Genomic DNA, 23,216 nt, shown 5'->3' on the forward strand with positions numbered 1-23,216 from the left:
GACATTGGTTATTATATTGACAATCGGGTAATAAGAAGATATAATTAAATAGTATAAGGGCAAAACTGCTTAAAAGCAGCGACGCAAAGCCAAGGGTCTAAGCCTGTGAGGGTATGACAGCCGGTTGCCGAGGGTTATCCCCTGACGATATATCGGTATTCAAGGCAATGCGTTTTTTGTATTGCCTTTTTGTTTTAATGATAAAAATATCAGCTGCGCAGTCACGGTATTTATAGTAAACGACATTGAAATTGCTACTTTGCGAACTTCGCAAAAGCATAAATCGAACTTTTACTCGTTCTCAAAGTTCAATTTCTAATGTCGTTTACTATAATAAAAGGTGTAATAGTACCCGATGCGAGCGCAGATACATTTAGAAAAATCGGAAATATCGAACGGAGGAATTCAAATGAAAAGAATGCTGGCGGGCATCATGGCTGTAACAATGACTTTTTCGGGAGCGATCCTCCCCGCAGAACAGGTGTGGAAAGGTGCGGGGGTAATATGCGCATCTGCTGAGAACCTAACTTCGCCCAAGACCCTTACATCGGACGTAACTGTATCGGGTTCGGTGCAGACAAACAGCGATATCATACTCAACGGACATACCCTTACTATCAACGGTGACCTGTACATGACTGCGGGTATGCTGGATGTCGGCACAGGCAAGCTGATAGTCAAAGGCAGTCTGTACATAGGCAAGGACAATGCAAGTTCCAAAGCATATATAAGAATGCAGAGTTCCTCGGGATCCATAACTGTTTCAAAGGATCTTATCTGGAACGTTGATGCAAGTATGACGAACACGGTGGGCAGGAGCGGCTGGTATACCTACGACCTTATCACCGCAGGTACGATAAATGTTGGAGGCAATGTTTGTGATTGTATCTCTTCTGCTGATAATCACAATGCATTTGCTATGATGGGTACCTCTGTTCTGAATTTCAACGGCACAGGAAATCAGACCCTCAAATGTTCATATCAGGGAGAGATGGCTAAGATCACAGTTACAAATAACAGAACCATCGGTATGGAGGGCTATTTCTATTCTACTACACCACTCGCTTCAAATCTGAACATCGAGACCAAGAACGGTCTGAAGATCATCACAATGATGATAGGTGGAAAGACGGTGAATATCACCGGTGATGTGACCCAGTTTGAAAGGAATATCGAGCTGGGCGGAGGAACGCTGAATATTACAGGTAATTTCACTGCTCAGGGCGGCTCGACAAAGCTGGGCGGAGGAAAGCTGAATGTCAACGGAGATTACAGGATAGCCAAAGTCAACAGCAATGGCACGCTTGGAACCGCTAGTGCAGGTCTTGATATGACCAACATAAAAGATGTCGTTACTGTCAGCGGAAATTTCATTGTAAAGACTTACTATAATACAACTACAAATAATGTCACAATGAGCGCGGGCAAAATGTATGTCGGCGGTGATTTTGACTGTTCTTCGCCCAATATAACAATAAGTTCTGGCAATACGGTATACATGAACGGAAAATCCCCCCAGACTGTCAAGCTTACGGACAAAAAGAAGATATATAACCTCGTACTGACTCAGGATATTTCGCAGTATAACTCTGATATCGCCAATTATGCTGTAAATCTTGTGACCAATCAGTCCAAGATAACTGCTGACTCAGTCACCCTCAGCACGACCTCATATGTGTATGACGGCACTGCAAAACAGCCTGCAGTAACAGTAAAGATCGGTTCAAAAACTCTCACCAAGGGCACTGATTACACAGTTACATACTCTGCCAATACCGATGCAGGCACAGCTTCGGTCACTGTAAGGGGCATGGGTTCATACTCAGGTTCTGTTACCAAGAATTTCACCATAAACAAAAAGAACATCAGCAGCCTGAGCAAGAAACTTTCGCAGACAAGCTACACCTACGATGGCACAGCAAAGAAACCAACAGTTACCATAAAAGACGGCACACGGACACTTTCTAGCGGCACTGACTACTCCATTTCGTACTCCAACAACACAAATGTCGGTACAGCTACTGTAAATATCACTGGTAAGGGGAACTATACAGGGACCGCTTCATTATCATTTAAGATCGTAAAACAAGGCGAAAGCACCATAGCCAAAGGCGATGTTAACGGTGACGGCACGATAAACACCACAGACCTCACAAAGGCAGCCGCACACGTAAAGGGCAAAAAAATTCTGTCAGCAGAAGAACAGAAACGTGCAGACGTTAATGGTGATGGCGTTGTAAATACCACTGATGTCACAAAGATCGCAGCGCATGTAAAGGGTAAAAAGATGCTGAAATAGCGCTGAAGGCAGATCACAGCAGATCTGCACAGAGGCTGCAACACCCCCTAGCTAAAGCTTTTAGAACCCCCGGGCTAAGCCGGGGGTTCTTGATTACAATAAAAAGCCCTCAGAAACGCTTACAAAGCGTTCCCGAGGGCTTGTGATTAGTATTAAGTTCCAGTAGAGTATGTACCGATAATAGCGTATGCCATAATTCTGATACAGACTAGTGTGGAACGGAAACTTAATGCGCAAATAGGTTATAGTATAAATGATGCATTTATGAGAAATGTTATTTTAAAATAATTTTTCTATCAAACCTATTAGTATTGGAGCTAAACACACAAATACATTAAATATAATGTAAATGGTAAATTCCTTAAAATTGGAGCTGAATACTTTTTTGAAAATCAGTTTTAAAATAAAAATTTCACCAATAAAACAAACTATCATGAGTATAGGGAAAACAATCACTCTAACTTTCTGATTAATATCAAATTTAGGGTCGTTAGGAGATGTTATATCAAAAATAATATAAATTACCCAACCTAATGCAACATAAATTACATTGAAAATTATCAATGAAAATTTAAAAAGTTTCGATTTCATTTTACCAATCAACTACTTCTTTATTGATATAGTTTTTCCACTCGTCGTCATGGAATGATATTTTAAAATCTCCATCACGTTTTTTAATTGCTTTTTTCAAAGCAGCCGGTGTTGGTGTAGATGTCCATATTCTGTAATCCAGGTCATCGTCAAATGCTGTATTCCAAGATTTTCCGGCTATTTCCGCACAGTTATTACCTACGAAATTATAATGATCAACGGTGTTCTCATATTCAAGCATTGTTTCTAGCTGATCTGATGTAATATCATGAGTTAGCGCAGCATTGTTACCATAACTTCTAACATAGGCTCCGTCCTCTGTTCCATCTTCTGAACTATAGAGCAGCCTTAATTCCATATTGAAGTGAATGCCATTTCCTTCTCCAGTTGATGAACCACTTCCGCTTGAACTGCTACCGCTTGAACTGCTACCGCTTGAACTGCTACCGCTTGAACTGCTGCCGCTTGAACCACTTGAACCGCTACCACTTGAACCACTTATGTCCGCCCAGCCGTCATCACCAGATGAGTAATTACCTATTGAGACAATTCTGTTTGGAGAAATTTTATAATCGCCTACTGGTGTTTCGTTCCAGTTATTTTTTATTGTTCCATCCCCGTCTTCGGTGAATTTAAATCCTCTTGCAAAGCCTGAAAAATCTAAAGTATCATTGATAAAGCTTTCGTAAAGAAGAAATGCATGACCATCCCAGAACTTTGCTTGAGATGAATTATCTGAAACAATTGTTAAGGTTCCAACTACACCATCTGCTAATCCTTTATGACGAGGATCACCATCATATACTTTGCTTGTACCATTGGGACTTGTATATGAATAACCATTAGTTTCGTCGTAATCATCTATACCATCATTATCGGTATCGACCTTTGTAGGATCGCTGTAATAATCATATACAGGTATCTTAACATCGACGATATCAATATTATAAAGTTTTTTGATATAATCGTTTATTGTGTAATAACTTGTCGGAGTTACGCTCTTCAGCTCTTTTCTGTCAAGCAGAGAGTCTCCGTCCGAATCAGCAGTTCCGGTAGCGGAAGGCTTCTCATCCAGCTTAACAATCTTGGGGATAAAGCCCTTAAGAGCTATCCAATATCCGCTGTTTGTTTCTTCATTGATTTTGTCAGAGATCTTAAGTAATTCATTCTTAAAGTTACCGTTTATGTTTGCGATGATACCATCAGTAGTCTCATAAAGCTCCCTATATGTTTCCTTATATCTGGTATCAGTAACTACTGAGGTGCTTATATTGTCTTTTTTGAGGGATGAAGCTAATTCACTCATGGATTTAATGCCGTAGTTATTATCCACTTTATAATTAGCATCGGTTACAAGAATGATAAACTTCTGTGCAGAATTTCTCATATCCAACTGATGAGCTACCTCTAGACCATCGATTGCTGTTTCGGGCCAATCTCCGCCATCACCTAATTTCAGAGCCGAGATTGCGTTCTTGAATTTATCAGCGTCCATAAACCAGTTGGAAGTGCCATTTTTCTTTACCTGTGTTGAATCCACACCGTCATGGGTAATATCCTCATATTTAACGAGTGCGAAATTGGGCTTGATACCTGCTTTTTCAATGTCATCAACAAAAGACTGAAGGTTACTTTTTACATTATTGATATAACTGCCCATCGATCCTGTAGTATCGATTACAAATACGATATCTACCTGACCCTTGATCTTTATATCAGCAATGGCGGTAGTTGAAGCAGCTACAAGGACTGCTGATGCTATTGTTGCAGGTGCTTTTGCCATCAGCATTCTGGTAGAATCTTCCGGCTCAACTACATAGTCATTCATATCGATTCCCAATGAATTGATCCAATCAACAACATCAAGAACAAAATAGTAGCCCTTTGCTGTTATGTCCGCACTAAGAGTACGGCTTTCAGCATCAAATGTTGTATCCAGCGGAATTGTATCTTCACCATCATTGTAGCAAATTACAAGACCATTGGATTTTTCGCCGAAAAGCTCGTATTCCTTTATGCTATAAGCATCACTTAATGTAAAGGTTAGTTTACCAGCTGAAATATCTGACTTTGATATTTCGATCACCTTGCCTACATATGAACGTTCTTCACCCTGAAGATCTCCTTTATATTCAGAAATCTTAATGTTGCTGTTAACGTTTCCTTTTGCAGTTACTTCATTAAGTGTAGGAACAGCTAAATTATCCTTAAAGAGCTTAGGATCATATCGATCTTCATTAACAGTCTGCTTTACATACTCATCGCCATCAGATACTCCGTTTTTATCTGTATCATATTCTAACGGATCAAAACCAAGAGCTTCTTCATCACCGTCAAAAATAGAATCTCCGTCAGTATCAGGATTCAGCGGATCGGTACCATAAGCGACCTCATCGCCATCGCTGAAATGATCCTTGTCGCTGTCAGCCTTAAGGGGATCAGTACCGAGAACGATCTCATCGATATTGCTCAGGCCATCAGAGTCAACATCTGTTTCAGCATCAGATATTCCTGCCTGTACAGAGTCCCATACTAAAGGATCAGTATTGGTGATATATAACTCCTGATAGTCAGTTAATCCATCTTCATCAGTATCCGGCTCATTGACATCTGTTGAATACATGATTTCATAAACGTCAGAAAGTCCATCTTCATCGCTATCAAGGAAAGATACTTCATAACCGTCTTCGGTTTTAGTTACTACGAATGGGATCGACTCAACTTTTTGACCGAGCTCAGTAACAAGTGAGATCTTGAAATATCTCTTCTCAAAATCCTCAGTAATCAGATACTGATATGATGTATCATCTGATACAGTAGCAATTGAAGAGTAATTCTTGTTATCATCAGAGCAAAGGACTTTATAGCTGCAGCTGTCGGTATAGTCGGTGAACCATTCAATGTCGATAGCATTTGCGTCATCGTTATAATCGCCCATTGCATAGAGTTCAATATCAAGATCATCATCAACATCGGATTCGATACCAACCAGAGCTGCGGTTTCTCTGCTGTAATTTGCATTGACATTGATGCTGTCGATAGTAATGGTCTGTCCTATAATAACGACATTGTTGAGATTAAGATTATCAGAATCAATAACAATATCACCATACGGAGCATAAATCAGACCGGTAAAGCTTACATTACTTGTATTAATGTAGATATCACCCATCTCGGAGCAGATAATAGCATTATTGGCGTTTTTAACTTCTCCGTTGATCGTAATATCATCAACAGCCTTAATACCGGAATTCAGATTGATATTTCCTGTAAGTTCAATTGTTCCGTCAACATCGATCGGATCATTGATGTTGATGTTAATGTCCTCCAGAACAAAATCCTCGGTATAAGTATCAACATCGTCGCTGCTGAAATAAGTGTTATTCAGTTTTTTGAGAATATATATCATACTCTCATCAGCGTGTTCTGTTTTTGTACCGTTTATGTTCATGTTTCCGCTTGTAACGATAGTACCGTTAGTTGCAATATTACCATTAACACAGAAATTTCCTGCGTTTACAGTAATTGCACCATCGGCATTTGAAGCGGCGAACATTGCATAAGGATACAGTTCTGCGGTTTCTTCGGCATGAGCTGAAACGACTGGCATTGCGCTTACCGTCATCGCTACACTCAGCACACCCGAAAGCAAACGATTAAAAATTGGCTTCATATTTGCCCTCCTTAAAAATGTTAACGTCAATTTATATTGTTAAAATGATATAAATCAAACGCTAATATAGTATAGCCGAAAGATAAAAATTTGTCAATTGGAGAATTGGCTAATTTTATCAATTGTCAACAAATTAAAGGTCAGTTAATTTTAACAAATATATAATTCGATTTGATTTTATGTTCTTACATTATAATTTTCCCGGATTTCTTTTTATTATTGCTGTCTTAAATCACAAGGTGAATCAATCATGTGAGAATAAAACTTCCTAAAAGAACAAACTAAACGCAAATAAAACCTAAATATGTTGCAATAATCTTGACCCAAAGGCATAAAAAAATCGGTTCTCTTTTTATTTTTGCTATAAAAAACAGCCTTCTGTACGCTAATCCCGTTTCTTGAAAAGTTAAACAGCCGGGAGTTGTTTGTACTGAAAAACATCATCTGCGATGCAGGATATGAAAATGTGGTGATTTTTATACAAAAGTTAAGAGGCTGCTGCGGGTGCAACAGCCTCATTTATTCGTAAGTGCCAATCGTTTCCGCCCCATAAATATCCAATCAAAAGTCGGTCATCAAGTGATGATACACATATCTATCCGTCAGTTGACGGTGGTGGTGAAGTATTGTATAATTATCCGTATAATGAAGAAAGGAGATCCTGTAGAATGAAACGACTGATATTCATTTTCTGTGTAATTATTCTGCTTACAGGCTGCGGAAATAACGTGCAAACGTCCGAAAATGAAACCGCTTCTGATGAAAAAACAACTGTCGTCGAGAGTTCATCTAACACGGTATCTTCCGAAAATGACAGCAAAGCTCAAGGATATACTCAGATATCTCAGGAGGAAGCAAAAAAGATGATGGAAGCGAATGATTCGCACATTATTGTTGATGTGAGAAGACAGGACGAATACGATGAGGGGCATATCCCAAATGCGATATGTATTCCGAATGAGAACATAACGGATACTCAGCCTGCCGAACTTTCCGATCTTGATCAGGTGATACTTGTGTACTGCCGTAGCGGAAGAAGAAGCAAGGAAGCATCGCAGAAGCTTTTTGATATGGGTTATACTCATGTGTATGAGTTTGGCGGCATAATAGACTGGACAGGCGATGTAGCAAAATAATTACCCGCTGTTTCAGAGCTTTCGGCGGTTGAATTTGCAAGAGTATGGATAATTGAATCAAACACCGAACTGGCTTCACAATTCAAGCGGAGTCAGTTTTGTTTTAGTTTGAATGCGCTGATGATTGTAAAAGAAGATGTTATCATCAATGAGCTGCTTTGCTTCAGAAAATGTCTTTATCTTCGTTCTGTAAATGCATTCAGTTTGACATTTTCTTCCTGGAGTGCTATAATTCTGATATAGTGGAGGCTCAGAGCCTTATTTTTACAAATAGAAATTCGGAGGAACAACAAATGAAACAAAGCAAGAATATAAGGATCATAGCCCTTATCTATTTTCTGTTATTATATGCCATGTGGGCGTGTCTTGAATGTATTATCGTGCCAAAACTGAATTTACAGACACTTCCGGTTTCCTTTGATGTGATCAAGGAGATCGGCAGTAAAATGCTTTTATGGTTTATCCCGTCACTTTTTCTGATCCTGCGGCACAGCGATTCAATGTTTATCCCCAAAAACGAAATCTTAGGAGATACGAAAGAAACGGACACTTACATTCCGATGTGCTTCTTTATACTACTCTTTACGGCGTGGTTTCTGATACCAAACTATTTAAAGTACGGAACGATCAGGTTCAGTCCATCATTTCATGCCATAGATATCCTGATTTACATTTCCGTTGGCATCACAGAAGAAATGTTCTTCCGCGGATTTCTTTTGAATACAGCTTTGAAAGACCGCAATCAATGGATCGTGTTTTTGGGAAATGCAGTGATGTTTCTCATGATACATTTCCCGATCTGGTTCCGTAAGGGCTTATTCACAACATATATGACAAATTTTGCATTTTTACAGCTGATCGGACTGAGCCTGATCTTCAGCTGGACTTTTGTAAAGAGCCGCAGTATCATCGTACCGATCATTCTGCACGCATACTGGGATCTGTTATGCACTGCGATAGAATAAAAACGAGATCAAAGCCCGGAATCCTTCAGAATATCCACTCAGGCAAATCAAATGACGAAAACATGAAAGCACATTCTATCGCTTTTATTCGATAGAATGTGCTTTTCATTATGGTATGATGGTTTCCTAGAATTTTCTTTAACGCTATACGTCTAGCGCAAGTAGTCAGGTAATAATTTTATGTTTGCCGACAGATCAAATGCTATTATCCACCCGGCTTGCTTTCAACATATACCTTTACAATAACTCCTGATTCATCAGATTCCATCCAATAGTATTTCGGATCATATGGTAAATTTCCATTTGAATTTTTAGCACTAATACAGTACGCTTTTTCTCTGCCATAATCCAAATCGAATTTTCCATATTTTTGCTCAACTTCATTAAAAGTATGACCCAAAACAGACCAATCATTATACTTTATATTCGTTTTATGAGAAATACAAAATAGAACAGAACATATGATCAACAGCACTGCTGCACTTATGATGCATATATTTTTTTTATTGATCATCTTAATAAGCTCCGTGTGCATTCGCCTGTGCTACTACTCTACTGTCATTGGGGTCGTAATAGCTATCGAACATGCCGCTTTCGTATTCTTCGCCAATTGCCATATCGGCACGAAGAGCAGAACTATACCACCTATCGAAAACTGATAATCCACTATCGAGGTAATCAGCATGAGCCTGAACTTCGGCAGCAAACATATTAAATGAAGTATCGGCAGTATATGCACTCAAGATAGCCCTTTTTTCATTGTAATCCAAGTTGTTAGAACTTGTGATGCTGATCACTCTATTATTTTCGTCAGCTATTGTACTTCCAAAATTATTATTACAATCAGTTAAAGCATCAGGAACTCTGCTTAAGTCTGCTCTTTGGGCATAGAGTGTAGCTATTGTTTGAGCATCCGGTATAAGAGAATTCATCATACTATTTATCAGTCCATCGATGTTATCTATCTCATCATAAATATCATTTAGGTGAGTGGGGAAAGGTATTGATGAAATTGAATAAGTATTTGCAATCTTATCCACATAGGCTTCTGCGATCAGATATGGTGCATCTGAATCAACATCCAGAAAATATGATTGTAATTGTGATGAGTATGATGCATCAGAAACTCTTACAACGTTGTCTATCTCATTATACAGGTCTGATGTATCCGAGGTATTATGATAGATAACATCATTTAATTTGCTTATATCAAACTCCACAAAAGAGATTGTAACGCCGGGATCATTATTATCATCGGAATCGTATTCCTGTTCACGCATTTTGTATAATCCGTAAGTTGCTTTACCATTGCGATTTAAAGCCATTATATACCAGTCATCATAGTATCCGTTAACGGGGTATGTAGTTCCTGCGTCATCAACTAAATTATTGACACCGTTAGATGACAGAATTTCAGACAAAGGTGTTTTACATATAACGAAATCATCATCTGTTTCTTCTGTGAAATCCATATCAACTATATCGTTATTAATGTAATCAACAAGGACTGATGGATAGTTGTTTTTATGATTTGGCTGACTATCCTTGGAGTTAAGGATTCCATCCCCATCCGTATCCTGCGAATTAACAGGAATGTTGACTATCACAGCATTTCTGATAGCGTTGGTTATATCCCATTTGCCGTTTACTCTTGCAGCGATCGCTACCTTGTATGTTGCGCCGGGTTTAAGATTCTTAGGAGTAATGTAAGAATTGGTAGTGATGTTCTGTGTCTGGATTCTCCACTTACCTGCATAGAAAATAGCAATGCAATATCTGTCAGCGTTTTTTACTCTATCCCATGTAAATCTTCCCTGGTGATACTTCTCATTGTATTCAAACTTGATATTGGTCGGATATGTACGAGTCCAAGCGTAATTCTTTGATTTGACGGTGTAAATGCCGTTAGCTTCATCTTTAATAAGTTGTACATCATCGCCGAGAGTTAAATTTTTAGTAACAATTGGCTCGCCATCCTTTATATTTGAAACTTTTACATATGTGTTATTGCCAGCAATTGTAAGATTATTGCTATTTACAGCGATACCTGAGTAACAGTTATCAACTGTTACTCGGCTGTTTTCTATAACGATATTACCAGCGGTTCCAATCGAATATGCATATGGTTCGGCAAATATGTCAGTAATTTTTATATCACAGCCATTTTGTATTTTAATATTATTCCCATATGAAATAATGCCACCACCATAACCTGTTATTGATAAATTGAAATTGTCAAGAATAAGATCTGTACCATGACACCATATAGCGAGTTCTTTTGATAGGTTACTATTCTTGGTCATATTTAGTGTTCCTGTCATTGTTACACTTTCCATTGCAAGTATATCCGACCACCAAGATGAAGATTTAGTAGAACCTTCGATTTTCTTAGGATTGTCAAAAGTGAGAAGATGAATTGTAGGATCATACTTAACGGAGCCTCCGTCAGAAAGTATGTCGTCCTTGTTCTCACTTGTTACCTGAGTGCTGCCTATCCATATCTGGTATGTAGTTGGAGTATCAGCTGCAAAGGCAGTGAATGGGAACTGCGCAAAGCTGATAATAGCCACCGAAGCACCAGTCAGGATCTTTGATTTTCTCTTCATAATTTTTCTTCCTTTCTGTCTTTTCTGTCATATGTAAACTTAGTTAAATTGTTTACACAAATATTATTTTAACAGATAATAATTTATTTGTCAATAGAATCAACGCAGAAATTATATAGTTGTTGTGGATATACTATAGCGGAAAGAAGAACAGGAACATAATGTGAGATGTAGTTATGATAGTTTCACCATTCTCGTGAATATTTAGAAGTTCACTTGTATGGTTTTCAAATACCTTGGCAATCTTCTATTAAGAGATTTCACCTTAGGCGATTTTATATTTTGAGTTTTGATTTGACGAATTTTATTGTAATTGCAACCGTCGTATTTACAAGCTTTCCTAGCATAAAAGAAAACCCAACCTGAACTTATTGGTTCAGATTGGGTTACTCCTGTCACACTTTGATGTTACTCAGATCCTTGTAATAGAAACTGTAGGTTCCGCAGATCTCTTTGTCTTTGTCATAAAGAACCAATGAAAAAGATTCATCATTAGCTACAATATTATAATTATCTTTTGAGAGACTAGAACCGGAATTATCTATCTTCGTGTTGAATGATAAAATGAATTTCTTGCGATCGTTGTCATATACTTCGATCTGCACTTCGGTTTTTCCATTCAAAAAAGGCGCTCCATGTTCTTTACCTATAAGAGTATAGCCAGAACCGCACTGTTCCTGAAACCATTCTACTTTAGTATCGTTGTGAAAGTAGTTTACAACAGTATATGGAACAGTTACAAGCGATAAGATCAAAAGCACGACAATTATCGTAATAGATAATTTTTTATTCATTGCTGATTTTCTCCATCAAAAACTTAACAAAAGCATCTCTCGCCGCTTTTGATTGAGAAGTTGAAAAGTCGTGATCAAATAAAGGCCATTGGTATAAATTTGCAAACTTATTTTTTGTGTAAGTATATGTCAAATCACTTATTTCATCTTCTGACCAATTATTTGTGAAACTGCTGTAACGTTTTAAATATCCGTCAGTATAATAATCATCAAACGCGTCAGCAAGTGAGAAATTGGAGCCGTCAAGAAGTTGGATATAAACATTATAAGCATCGGTATCTGCATACATATCATCCATACTAAATGAGTTGGTTCCGATAGAATTGTAGAAAGCATCATAGAAAGTATCATAATCTTCGCTACCCATAACCTGATCATATGTATCGTTCATTAAGGTCTGAAGATCACCAGCCCAGCCGCCAAGATTATCAAAATTGTATTCAAACATTTCTGTACTTGCTACTTTAAATGCATTTTTTCCGAGTGTTACTATGTTTTTTCCTAATGTACGAGCATTATTAATTACATGATACCATGCCTGATAATCATGATACCCCAGATAATCAAAATATTGGGCATCAAGTAAGTCAGTCTTATAAATGTATACAGTTGCAGTAGCAGCCAAATGTCTCAGATCAACGATCTCTCCATCCGGATTAGCATATATTTCGGTTGTATTATTGAAATACATATAAAGATCATAGTCGTTGTTGTAAACATAATTCACAAAGCCCCAGTCTATTTCATTTGCTACAACAGGCCAATTTCCTCCAACATAGTTACTTGTTCCATTAGTACCGTCAGCAAAGCTTCTGATAAACATTAGAGTGAGCCAGTATTCTTTATCAATTGAATATTTCATAAGCCAATCAACAGCATTACCGTTATATTCATCGGCATAATCCTCTAAGTCTTCAATTTTATCTATAAAGCAATCATTTAACTGGTACCTTAAAGGATGTGGGTCAATATTATCTTTATCCAGATCCCCATCAGTATCATTCTTACTAGGATCTGACTTCATAACAAAATAATAGCCTTTAACTGCACTAACATTTCCAAAGATATCATACACTTTTTTGTTGCTGTGTTTTGGAGTAGGATCAATCTCTTCTCCGTCTTCAAGACCATCTGTATCAGTATGCTTGGTTGTGGGATTAGAATATATGATATTTCCGTTCTGTATTCTTATACCTGCAGATTCAACAGCATCATACAGTCCGTCCCCATCGGTATCGGTAGTATCAAAATCGCCACCTATACCAATATCGGAATAGATATCAACAAGCTCTGAAGCTGTGTATGCCTTATAAGCAACACCTCCGGTAATATTAGCTATTTCCTCAAGGAATGCTTCGTCAGCTCCGTAACCAAGTGCGATCGTATAGATCTTAACACATTTACGTACATCCGACTTATTCTGATCGTATAAGTTTAAAAGGTATTTCTTTGTTTCGGTCGGATAGAAGTCAATACCATCTGAAAGAAGAATTATACGATTGTTAGCCTTTTTATCAGTTAACTGAGAGTCAGAAAACATACCCAGTGAAGACTGGATGGCAGGAAGAAATTCTGTACCTCCACGGTTGCAAACATTCTGAAGACCGAGTTTGAGCTGATGCTGATCATCGGTCATTGCCATCTTATTAAATGCGTAGTTATCAAAAAGAACAATACTTGTCAGATCATCGCCCATCATAAGTGAAATGAACTTTTCACTAGCTGAGATTCTTCCGCACGTTCTTGTGAACTGTGCATCATATGCAGAATTGATATTGCTCCTGATACTGATAGGATCGTTGCTTGACATAGAGCCTGAGCAGTCTATAGTCAGAACAGTATAATTCTTTTCATATCCTGCATAGTCTCCATCAACGTGCTCTCTGCCGGGATTATAATTAAACTGCATCGACCAAGCTTCAAACCACGTATACTTATCAACGACCATGTATTTGCTGAAGTGTGTGGTTTCAACGCTTACCATGCTGTTTGCTTCGTCATAGATAGTATCAAGTTCTTCAAACTTGTAATTACCTTCATCATACCACAGGAACAGCAGATCATCAAAATCTGTATCACCCAGCTTGCTCTGATCGATCTTAAAGCTCAGTGTAGCTTTATCAAACTTAGAGGTTGTTTCAATAGAGAAGGGCTCACCTACAAGGCCTACTACATCGGTGCAGATCATGTCTCTGTTCATTACACTCTCGACTTCTGTAGTCTTCTGCAGATTACCAGTGCCCTCCATAGATACGATTACTTCAGTAACAGCACAATCTTCGTTCTTAACTTTGTGTGTAAATGTCTGGAAACGCTTCTCATCGCCGTCAAGAATTCCGTTGTCATCTGTATCTGGATCATTAGGGTCTGTGCCAAAGTATATCTCATCATCATCGTTCAGACCGTCTTTATCGGTATCCACTTCAAGAGGATCAGTATTGTATGTATTTACTTCATCACCGTCTTTGAGGTTATCTCCATCGGTATCACTGCTATATGGTCTTGTACCGATCTCGTATTCCTGACCGTTTGAAAGGCCGTCTGTGTCAAAATCCTCATCGTAGTCTGATACGCCATTATCATTTGTATCAATTTTCAGAGGATCGGTACCGAGAGAAAGTACTTCATATCCGTCAGGCAGAAGATCACCGTCGGTATCCGCTTCATAAGGCTTTGTGCCTATTTCCTTTTCTATAATGTTAGGCAGACCGTCTTTGTCTGTATCTGCAAGATACTTCCAGTCATCTAAAGTCCAGCTGAGCTTCTCGGTCTCAGTACCTACGAATTCAGCCCATGTATTGCTGTAATTGATATTTGCGTTGCCGCTGTTAATAACAACATTCTGTGCTATAACAAGGCCGTTCAGATTGAAGTTGTCACAGTCAATGGTAACTGTACCAAAAGGAGCATAGATCAGGCCGTTCATGGAAGCCTGACTCTCAGTTATCTTGATATCACCGAACTTCGAGTAGATAACAGCGTTGTTGCCGTTGAGATTTCCGTCGCTGAGTGTGACATCTGATACTGCACCGATTGCAGTATTCAACGCCATATTACCCTTGTAAGCAAGCTTGCCGGTAACATACACAGGTGAATTAAGATTGATGTTCATCTCAGACAGCGTATAGTCGTTATCAAAATTACGGCTATTATTGAACCAGCTGGTCATCAGCTTATTGTGGATATAGATCATATCCCTGCTGACATCGAAAGAATTGCTGCTGTCCTGTGCATCGGTGGTACTCTCATCATCGGTGACTACCTCATCAACGACAAGAGCTTCATTCTCTGAGATAGTGCCGTTAATGTTGGCATATTTCGCAGTTGTCGAATACACACCGTTTGTACACGCATTTCCGTTTACTGTCAGGCCATCCACATTAAGTGTTATACCGCCCAGTTCATCGGCTGCAAACACCGCATACGGATATGCCTCGTGCTTACTTGCAGCGTCAGCATTTGCAGGTAAAACTGCTGACAAACTTGTTATCATGGTGAGTGATAACAATCCTGAAACTATTCGTTTCAGCTTTGGTGATTGTTTTTTCTTCATTTTAACCTCCTGAATTAAAATATTCATGCCATATGGCATAGCTAATTATACTTAACATATAATTAACAGCAAAGATTATATCATATTAAAATATTGAGTGTCAATAGGCTATCATTCGATTCAGAAAGAAGTACTTAAAAGTATTAATTATAGAACTATTTTCCCGATATTATATACAATTCGATATATGCACAACTAACAATTTCAACCGATTTTGTATGTACAAAACATATAAAGATTTTAAATTGTCTGCAAAGCACGGACATCAACACATTTTCGCTTGCGATTTTACAGATGATCTGTTTTGATGTGTCTTCATTGTGCGATTTCTGAAACAGCAATAATTTTACACAAATAGAAAGAGCGTATGCAATTGATTTTTGCATACGCTCGATTTTTTCTGTTAGCGGTGACTGCGTCGACCGCGTGCCGAACCTTTTGAGCCGGCTATTTTTCGAAATATGATATTATGCTCTGAAATCCTTTATTTTCAGTACAGCGTCATAGTCGCTATCGTTAGCAGTTTTTCTTCTGTTGGTGTTATAGTAGAGTACTCCGTTATAGATAGCGCAGCTCTCCATTTCATAAAGGTTGGGGAATTTAGAGCTGGTTATACGGAACTGATCTCTGGTGGAATCAGTAACATTTTTTTCAATAGCAGCGGAATCCAGCTTGCTGCTTATGTTGTCGTATGCCACGATAAAGCTCTGGTTTGGCTTCTTGTTTGAAGATACTACAGTGTACAGTCTGTTGTTGTAGTATGTAATACCCTGATTGGAATAACAAGCAGAGCCGTCTGCGAACTTCTCAGCGAAATTATATCCGGTACCCTTGATTATAACAACTGTGTCGAGAGTAAGGGTCTTTTTTGCCGCTACAGTTTCATTAACATTAGAGGTGCTTATATCAGCGGTATATACATTATTGCTGCCCTTGAGGATGACTCTGTACTTGCCGTTCACCCACTTGTAGCCTGATACAGCGGAAAAGTTCAGGCGCTTATTATTATAGGTAAAATAAATCGTCTTGACCTTGGTCAGAGTGTTGCCACTGATCCTTAACTTGACGAGATGGCAATCAGATCTGTTGCTGTTGAAGTCAGCATTGTTGACATAGAGATAGTTTACACCGTTCTCTTTGTTGAGGAACATATCGTTTGCGTGTTTGAGTTCGTTGGAAACAGCAGCACTCATAGAGAGCCTTGTCTGGGTCTTGCCGTCGAAGCTTACACGGTAGATCTGTGCACCGTAACCGTATTTTTCTACTCTGGTCTTTGCCACATATATACCTGTGCTGTCAGCTGCCATACCCTGCATGGAAACATATTGACCGTTGTCCTTTACCTGACGTACACCCTCACAGGAAGTATAGCACTGCGCATTTGCAGGGATTGCTGTTACCATACTGCAGCAAAGTGCTGCCGATACTACAGCTGAGATTAATTTCTTTGCATTGAACATAATAAATATCCTCCTAAAAACTAAAGTAATTTGTTCGAACGTTAGATATTATACCATTCCGGAATGTAGCTGTCAAGATTTAAATTGACTGTTATCAACAATTCAATGAATTTTTATGCCCTTTAAATAATATTTTATGCACAATTAACCCAAACGTTGTTGACATTTAGCCCTGAGATACACCTGCGTATGTACATAATAATATATTTGCATATTTTACCGATTTTCGCAGACGATGATCTGCCTAAAAATACAAAGTGTGTAAATTTCAGGACAATTCCATTCTGTTCTCCATTTTCTCTGTCACACACGTCACACGTTTTTGGTGAAACGTCGTATTTTCGGGCTTATAGCGATATGCTTTAGTCTTCAAATATCTCCGGCCAAACCCGTAAAAAAGCCCGAAAACTATATTATGCACCGAAGCGTTTTTTGGTGTACTGCGGGACTATTTTTCGTCTTAAATCAATCACGTGCAGTCGGTATAGTCGGATATTTGCTGTGTTCGGAAGTTTGCGAGCTTTCGCCCCTCGTTCCTCGGGTCGAGAAATCAGATAACAGCGACTGCGTCGGCTGTGGCTTCGCTGTTTGACAGCGGGCGCGGCAATGTATATACGGACATAGTTTGAGCGTATGCATTGGTTTTGCATACGCTCGATTTTTTTATTGCCGCGCCTTTTTGAAAGGGGCGGGTAGTTCGCTGTGCTCTTATTGCTTGCTATGCATTTTAGTTTTGCACCTTGGTGATTGAGGGCTCTGCCCTTAACAGTCAGCTTTGCTGACTGTGGCTCCTCGCAAGCTTTTCGCGAAAGGCTTGATCCAAAGCTCTTTTCCTTGACAGTTTTCCGCAAAACTTCACATCATACCATTCAGATTCGCCATCATCGCGGCGCGAACTTCTTCCCCGGGTGTCAGAGGAATAATTTTATCCTCAGTGATAAGTTCACACTCCGCCAGCGTATCAAGGATATCCGCCTTGATATCCGCTATGCAAGGAACATTCGTCAGCACAGCCCCGCATTCAAAATCGCAGTAAAAACTTCGGCTGTTGAGATTCACACTGCCTACCGTGGCAACGCAGTCATCGCTGACAAACAGCTTAGAATGTATAAACCCCGGTGTGAACCTGTAAAGTCTCACCCCAGACTCAACCAGACGCTCATAATGCGTTCTCGCGATAAGCTCCATATACAGCTTATCGGGCACTCCCGGGACTATCACTATCACATCTGCGCCACGCTCTGCCGCCGAGCATATAGCATTCTCCACTTCGTCATCTATGTTCAGATATGGTGCTGTGATATATAGATAATCCTCGGCCGAATCAATTATCTCCAGATAAATTTTCCGCGCCGCGTCTTCGCCGTCATAGGGGGATTCGCCGTAGGGCATCACAAAGCCCTCAGCCTCAACAGGTTCTGCCCTGCCGATATACACACCGCTTTTTTCAAGCTCTGCGCCCCTCTCCCACTGCTCAAAGAAAAGCTCGGTACAGCTTCGTACTGCATCGCCCCGCATAAGTATAGCCGCATCTTTCCACCTGCCGTAGGGGGAATCTACATTTATATATTCGTCTGCAAGATTAGCGCCGCCCATGAAAGCCGCTTTGCCGTCGATGACTGCCAGCTTGCGATGGTCGCGCTCGTTGATGCTCACATGGTCTGGCTCGCGGTAAAGCCGGCAGTCTATGCCGTAACCTTTCATCTCTTCGCAGAAAGCGTCGTTCTGCTGAAAGCCGTCGCATAACAGCCTGACATCTACATCATCGGCTATCTTCTCCGTAAGGATATCCAGTATGCCGTCAAGCATCTCGCCGTCCTTGACTATAAAATACTCCAAGAATATGGTTTCTTCCGCCTTAGCCAGTTCTTCAAGCAGAGCTTCGTAAAAGCGCTCTCCTGTGGGAAAATATCTGACATCAGTATTTGAGTAAACGGGATAACGGCAGTTGGTCAGCAGATAAAACCTGTCTCCTGCCCTGTCAAGGATATCCTGCTGCTGAAAAAGATTTACAGGCATTACGGGGCGAACATATACTTCCCGCGGCTGAGAACTTTCATCTGCTTTCACAGCAGAACTTACCTCCGCCGCGGAAGATATATCCTCTCCCGAAGACGAACTGCTTACCTTACTGCCTGTGTCCCTGACATGACCGCAGCCGCAAAGCATCAGCGCCGCGATAATGCCCGATGCAAGTCTCATTTTCATATATGTCCCCCCCTCACTTGTCGTTCTGCCGCTTGTTCTTCACCCTCGTCCGATATTCTGTCGGGCTCTCGCCCTTTACTTTCCTGAATTGCCTTACAAAATGTATATCCGATGAATACCCGCACATCTGTGCTATCCTGCTGACGCTGTGGCTGGTTGATGAAAGCAGGTACTCTGCCCTTTCGGTGCGCGCCGCGATAACATCGGTCATGGGTGTCACCCCGAAAAGCTTCTTGTAGCCGTGCTGAAACGAAGAACGGCTCATGGTCATCTCGTGGGCAAGCTCTTCAATGTTCCACTTGCGTGCAGGGTCGTTGTATATCTTCGCCCTCAGCACCGACATATCCTCGTAGCCGCTGCCCATGCCCCGCTCAACCGTTCTGTGTAACTTGTCGCTGAGTTTCAGGAAAAACAGCTTCACCAGCAGGTCGCAGGTATCGGTGGAGTATATCCCACCCGAATAATGCTCGTGACACATCATGCTGATAAATACCGTCAGCTCTGAAAGGCTGTCTATCCTCACAGGGGTATCAAAGGGTATATCCAGCTCTTTCAGAAACTGCTCGTCTTCGATACTCTCGGGCAGAAAATGGAACCAGTCGTTGCCGTATCGTCCGCCGTCAGCACGGTAGCACTGGGGAGTACCCAATTTGTACAGCATAAATGAGCCCGCTTCCGCAGTATGCTCTCCCTTTTCGGTAACAAATACCGCAGAGGTCTTCAACAACAGCAAAAGAAGATCCCCCGAACCCTCAGGACGGTCTATGAAAAAATCGGCATCATGCCAGTGATTGCAGCCTACATTTGTTATGCGCACAGGTATCCCCCCTTTTTTGTATATATTAACATATAATGCAGATTAATTCAAGACGTATTTTCTGTAAATTTTTTTGATTTGCATTATATGTTAACTTAATTGCATTATATGATATTGCGGCGATTAAACAAATCGGGTAAAATATCTATAACAGATAAATAACGACCTACTTGTTTACGGAGGTGACAGCTATGGACAAAATAAAACTCGTAACACTTATAACCGTGCTTGCTATGGCTTCTTCGGGGCTGGTTTCCTGCGGACCCGGTAACGGCAAAGGTTCCTCACAGGCTGAAAAAAAGGATAATGCCTCAGCCGCCGAAAGCACCGCTGACAGCGATGCTCAGCCCACAGCTGACGGAAATACGCCCTTAAACGAAGAACTTGCAAGAAGCGGCGAAGTCAGGGATATTTCTGCTATGGAGCTGGTAGCAGAAATGAAGACAGGCTGGAATCTGGGCAACTCCCTTGATGCCACAGGTGCGGCTGGCAATGCTTCGGAAGTCAACTGGGGCAACCCAAAGACCACCAAGGAAATGATAGACGCGGTCTATAACAAGGGCTTCGATGTTATCCGCATACCCGTTACCTGGGGCGGTCATGTGGGTGACGGTCCCGATTACAAGATAGACGAAGACTGGCTCGCCCGCGTGCAGGAGGTAGTAAACTATGCCTACGATGACGGCGCTTACGTTATCATAAACTCCCACCATGAGGAAGACTGGCGCATACCCGACAACGAGCATATCGACGCTGTTGATGAAAAGACAGCAGCTATCTGGAAACAGGTAGCCGAGCGCTTTAAGGATTACGGCGACCATCTGATATTCGAGGGTCTCAACGAACCCAGAGTAAAAGGCTCACCCCAGGAATGGAACGGCGGCACCGAAGAGGGCAGACGCTGCGTCGAAAGACTCAATCAGACTTTCTTGGATACCGTCCGCGCAACAGGCGGAAACAACGAAAAGCGACTTCTGCTGATGACTACCTATGCGTCTTCAAGCGGTCTGAATGTCATAAAGGATACAGCTATCCCCGAGGACGACCACATCGGTTTTTCGATACATGCCTATACCCCCTATGCATTCACCTATAATGCCAATGCCGACTGGGAGCTCTTTGACTGGGACGGCACACATGACGGCGATATAATCAGCCTTATGTCCAATCTGAAAGAGTATTACCTTGATAAGGATATCCCCGTGATAATCACCGAGTACGGCGCTGTCAATAAGGATGGCAACGATGAAGACCGTGCAAAATGGGTGACCTGCTATATCGAATATGCCGAAAAGTTAGGCGGCATACCCTGCGTATGGTGGGATAACGGATACTATTCATCTGGTAACGAACTTTTCGGTATCTTCGACAGAAATACCTGCACATGGTTCACCGATACCGTAACCGACGCGATAATCGCAAATGCCAAATAGGATCAGTATTATCCCATTTGATACACTGCTCAATACCATTAGATGAATACTTCCCCCGCCTGCTGCGGGGAAAGTATACCACCAATATCAGCGGGATAAATAATATGATAAGCAAAAGCAAAGACCGACAGTCGGGATATCCCGCTGTCGGTCCTGCTTTGTCCAACAAATATTAATTCAGTTGAGGTTAATCAATAAACTGCTTCTATGCTCCAGAGCTGGTTAGCACCGCCTGTGTATCTCCACTGGAGAACATTTGCATTGTCGTTCTTGGACTTGCCTTCAACGTCCAGAGCCTTGCCGCTTGCCTTGTTGATGAGCGCATAGTTGTTGCCGACTTTTCTCAGCTCCCACTTCTGTGCGTCACCGCCGTTTGAGCTGCACTGCTGAACGTTTGCACCGTCGTCCTTGCTGCCCCATGCCACATCAAGTACCTTGCCGCTGTTAGCGCACTTGATAACATAGTAGCCGTCCCACTGCTTCTCAAGATACCACTTCTGGTTCTCGTAGCCGCTGTATCTGTACTGAAGAACGTTAGCGCCGTCGTCCTTGCTGCCCCAGCTTACGTCCAGAGCCTTGCCGCTGTTAACAGACTTGATAGCGTACTTCTGCTTGCTGTTGAAATTGCCGCTGTTATTATTGTTATTATTGTTGTTATTGTTCTGCTGCTGATTGTTGTTATTATTGTTGTTCTGGTTATTATTGCTGCTCTGCTTCTGGGTATTGCCGTTGGGAGCAGTATAGGATATCCAGTCATACTGCGCAGTCAGGGGAGCTCTGCCGTTATAGTGGTTGAGCCACTCATCAACGCCCTTGCCGTTCCATACGTTCATCATTATCTTGCCGGGTGTCTGGGGTATATCCCTGTAAGCTGTGTATACAGGCTTCTTGTCAACATACCATGTAATGCTGGTGCTGTCCCAGTAGAAACCGTACTGGTGGAAGCTCTGAGAAGCGTCAAAGCCCAGATTGTAAAGATACTCGTGGTTGCCCTGACCTTTGGTGTAGTAGTTGAACTGTACCTGATTGGTATTCTTGCCCAGGAACTCGATATCGATCTCGTCCCAAACAGTGCCGTCGCTAGGACCTGTGTAGGTGAAGAATGAGCTTACAACGCCGTCATTCTTGATAGGCTTCATGCTTACATCATACATACCGAAACCGAAAGTCTGGGTAGTACGGTACTCAGCGCCCTGATAGCCCTGCCAGCTGTTGCCAGTGATGGAAAGATTCATCTTGCCGCCTGAGAACTGAACATTGTTCTTGCTCCAGGTGCAGTCGAACATTCCGCCGTTGGACCAGCCGTCGGAAGCCTCCATAGTGCCCCACTCGTAGCTGTCAAAACCTGTGCCGAAATAGCTGCCGCTGAAACGCTGTGCTGCATTTACATTCATCATCATGCCCGCAGACATAGCTGCTGCTGTCAGAAAACTAATAATCCTTTTTACTTTCATTTGAAATACCTCCACTTCTGAATTGTACATTCATCACATAAGTTTGTTGGTTTTTCCGATTAATATGTCCTTAATGGACAACTTCATTATAACATCGCACTTTTAGAATTTATATCAAAAACACATAACTTTATATCAAAAATCGAATCTGCTAAAAAATATCATCTTAGATTATTGATACTTTTTCGTGTATTTTTGATATTTTTTAACTATTTCAATAACCCCCG

At 40.9% G+C, this 23,216-nt stretch carries 14 protein-coding genes and 1 riboswitch; of the genes, 4 read left to right on the top strand and 10 right to left on the bottom strand.

Going from position 1 to position 23,216, the window contains the following annotated elements; all coding sequences use genetic code 11:
* Positions 1–48: 48 nt before the first annotated feature.
* A riboswitch (cyclic di-GMP riboswitch) is annotated at positions 49–132 on the top strand.
* A gap of 277 nt (positions 133–409) precedes the next feature.
* Entirely contained in the window at positions 410–2,299 is a 1,890-nt protein-coding gene (locus tag BMY75_RS17975) for a dockerin type I domain-containing protein (RefSeq protein WP_242940216.1), read from the top strand.
* 592 nt (positions 2,300–2,891) lie between these two features.
* Here BMY75_RS17975 and BMY75_RS09535 read toward each other — a convergent pair.
* Complete coding sequence (locus tag BMY75_RS09535; RefSeq protein WP_074833125.1) at positions 2,892–6,563, bottom strand: vWA domain-containing protein; 3,672 nt, start codon at positions 6,561–6,563, stop codon at positions 2,892–2,894.
* A 668-nt stretch (positions 6,564–7,231) separates the two neighbouring features.
* Here BMY75_RS09535 and BMY75_RS09540 point away from each other — a divergent pair.
* Positions 7,232–7,699: a rhodanese-like domain-containing protein gene (locus BMY75_RS09540; protein ID WP_074833127.1), complete on the top strand. Its 468-nt coding sequence runs from the start codon at positions 7,232–7,234 to the stop codon at positions 7,697–7,699.
* A 75-nt stretch (positions 7,700–7,774) separates the two neighbouring features.
* Here BMY75_RS09540 and BMY75_RS18805 read toward each other — a convergent pair whose 3' ends face one another.
* Positions 7,775–7,894: an IS3 family transposase gene (locus tag BMY75_RS18805; protein ID WP_081350507.1), complete on the bottom strand. Its 120-nt coding sequence runs from the start codon at positions 7,892–7,894 to the stop codon at positions 7,775–7,777.
* Positions 7,895–7,992: 98 nt separating this feature from the next.
* Here BMY75_RS18805 and BMY75_RS09550 point away from each other — a divergent pair, with 98 nt between their 5' ends.
* A complete protein-coding gene (locus tag BMY75_RS09550) occupies positions 7,993–8,664 on the top strand; it encodes a CPBP family intramembrane glutamic endopeptidase (RefSeq protein ID WP_074833130.1) in 672 nt (223 codons plus the stop codon).
* Positions 8,665–8,869: 205 nt separating this feature from the next.
* Here BMY75_RS09550 and BMY75_RS09555 read toward each other — a convergent pair whose 3' ends face one another.
* The 7 genes from BMY75_RS09555 to BMY75_RS09585 all read right to left on the bottom strand — a co-directional run bounded on the left by BMY75_RS09555 (position 8,870) and on the right by BMY75_RS09585 (position 20,102).
* Positions 8,870–9,178: a hypothetical protein gene (locus tag BMY75_RS09555; RefSeq protein ID WP_074833132.1), complete on the bottom strand. Its 309-nt coding sequence runs from the start codon at positions 9,176–9,178 to the stop codon at positions 8,870–8,872.
* A gap of 1 nt (position 9,179) precedes the next feature.
* Positions 9,180–11,270, bottom strand: coding sequence for a hypothetical protein (locus BMY75_RS18810; RefSeq protein ID WP_431602520.1), 2,091 nt, complete (start codon positions 11,268–11,270; stop codon positions 9,180–9,182).
* 395 nt (positions 11,271–11,665) lie between these two features.
* Positions 11,666–12,064: a hypothetical protein gene (locus tag BMY75_RS09565; RefSeq protein ID WP_074833135.1), complete on the bottom strand. Its 399-nt coding sequence runs from the start codon at positions 12,062–12,064 to the stop codon at positions 11,666–11,668.
* Positions 12,057–15,617 (bottom strand): vWA domain-containing protein, encoded by a 3,561-nt coding sequence (locus BMY75_RS09570; RefSeq protein ID WP_074833137.1) that lies wholly within the window; start codon positions 15,615–15,617, stop codon positions 12,057–12,059. Before BMY75_RS09570 ends, BMY75_RS09565 begins: the two co-directional genes overlap by 8 nt.
* A gap of 467 nt (positions 15,618–16,084) precedes the next feature.
* Complete coding sequence (locus tag BMY75_RS09575) at positions 16,085–17,077, bottom strand: hypothetical protein (RefSeq protein ID WP_074833139.1); 993 nt, start codon at positions 17,075–17,077, stop codon at positions 16,085–16,087.
* 855 nt (positions 17,078–17,932) lie between these two features.
* Complete coding sequence (locus tag BMY75_RS09580) at positions 17,933–19,285, bottom strand: phospholipase D-like domain-containing protein (RefSeq protein WP_074833142.1); 1,353 nt, start codon at positions 19,283–19,285, stop codon at positions 17,933–17,935.
* Positions 19,286–19,298: 13 nt separating this feature from the next.
* Positions 19,299–20,102: a helix-turn-helix domain-containing protein gene (locus BMY75_RS09585; RefSeq protein ID WP_074833145.1), complete on the bottom strand. Its 804-nt coding sequence runs from the start codon at positions 20,100–20,102 to the stop codon at positions 19,299–19,301.
* A 191-nt stretch (positions 20,103–20,293) separates the two neighbouring features.
* Here BMY75_RS09585 and BMY75_RS09590 point away from each other — a divergent pair, with 191 nt between their 5' ends.
* On the top strand, positions 20,294–21,535 hold the full coding sequence (locus tag BMY75_RS09590) for a glycoside hydrolase family 5 protein (protein ID WP_074833147.1): 1,242 nt from the start codon (positions 20,294–20,296) through the stop codon (positions 21,533–21,535).
* Between the two features lie 191 nt (positions 21,536–21,726).
* Here the strand turns inward: BMY75_RS09590 and bglS are convergent, their stop codons facing one another.
* Positions 21,727–22,989, bottom strand: a complete 1,263-nt coding sequence (bglS, locus tag BMY75_RS18720) for a beta-glucanase (RefSeq protein ID WP_074833150.1) — start codon at positions 22,987–22,989, stop codon at positions 21,727–21,729.
* Positions 22,990–23,216: the final 227 nt, after the last annotated feature.

Origin of the sequence: Hominimerdicola alba, assembly GCF_900109655.1 — a bacterium.
Taxonomy (GTDB): Bacteria; Bacillota; Clostridia; order Oscillospirales; family Ruminococcaceae; genus Hominimerdicola; species Hominimerdicola alba_B.

What these genes read in the sequence shown, in the direction of transcription:
- BMY75_RS09570 (WP_074833137.1), bottom strand. Translation starts at nt 15,617, where the DNA reads ATGAAGAAAAAACAATCACCAAAGCTGAAACGAATAGTTTCAGGATTG.
- BMY75_RS09550 (WP_074833130.1), top strand. Translation starts at nt 7,993, where the DNA reads ATGAAACAAAGCAAGAATATAAGGATCATAGCCCTTATCTATTTTCTG.
- BMY75_RS18810 (WP_431602520.1), bottom strand. Translation starts at nt 11,270, where the DNA reads ATGAAGAGAAAATCAAAGATCCTGACTGGTGCTTCGGTGGCTATTATC.
- BMY75_RS09555 (WP_074833132.1), bottom strand. Translation starts at nt 9,178, where the DNA reads ATGATCAATAAAAAAAATATATGCATCATAAGTGCAGCAGTGCTGTTG.
- bglS (WP_074833150.1), bottom strand. Translation starts at nt 22,989, where the DNA reads ATGAAAGTAAAAAGGATTATTAGTTTTCTGACAGCAGCAGCTATGTCT.
- BMY75_RS09535 (WP_074833125.1), bottom strand. Translation starts at nt 6,563, where the DNA reads ATGAAGCCAATTTTTAATCGTTTGCTTTCGGGTGTGCTGAGTGTAGCG.
- BMY75_RS09565 (WP_074833135.1), bottom strand. Translation starts at nt 12,064, where the DNA reads ATGAATAAAAAATTATCTATTACGATAATTGTCGTGCTTTTGATCTTA.
- BMY75_RS09540 (WP_074833127.1), top strand. Translation starts at nt 7,232, where the DNA reads ATGAAACGACTGATATTCATTTTCTGTGTAATTATTCTGCTTACAGGC.
- BMY75_RS09590 (WP_074833147.1), top strand. Translation starts at nt 20,294, where the DNA reads ATGGACAAAATAAAACTCGTAACACTTATAACCGTGCTTGCTATGGCT.
- BMY75_RS09580 (WP_074833142.1), bottom strand. Translation starts at nt 19,285, where the DNA reads ATGAAAATGAGACTTGCATCGGGCATTATCGCGGCGCTGATGCTTTGC.
- BMY75_RS17975 (WP_242940216.1), top strand. Translation starts at nt 410, where the DNA reads ATGAAAAGAATGCTGGCGGGCATCATGGCTGTAACAATGACTTTTTCG.
- BMY75_RS09575 (WP_074833139.1), bottom strand. Translation starts at nt 17,077, where the DNA reads ATGTTCAATGCAAAGAAATTAATCTCAGCTGTAGTATCGGCAGCACTT.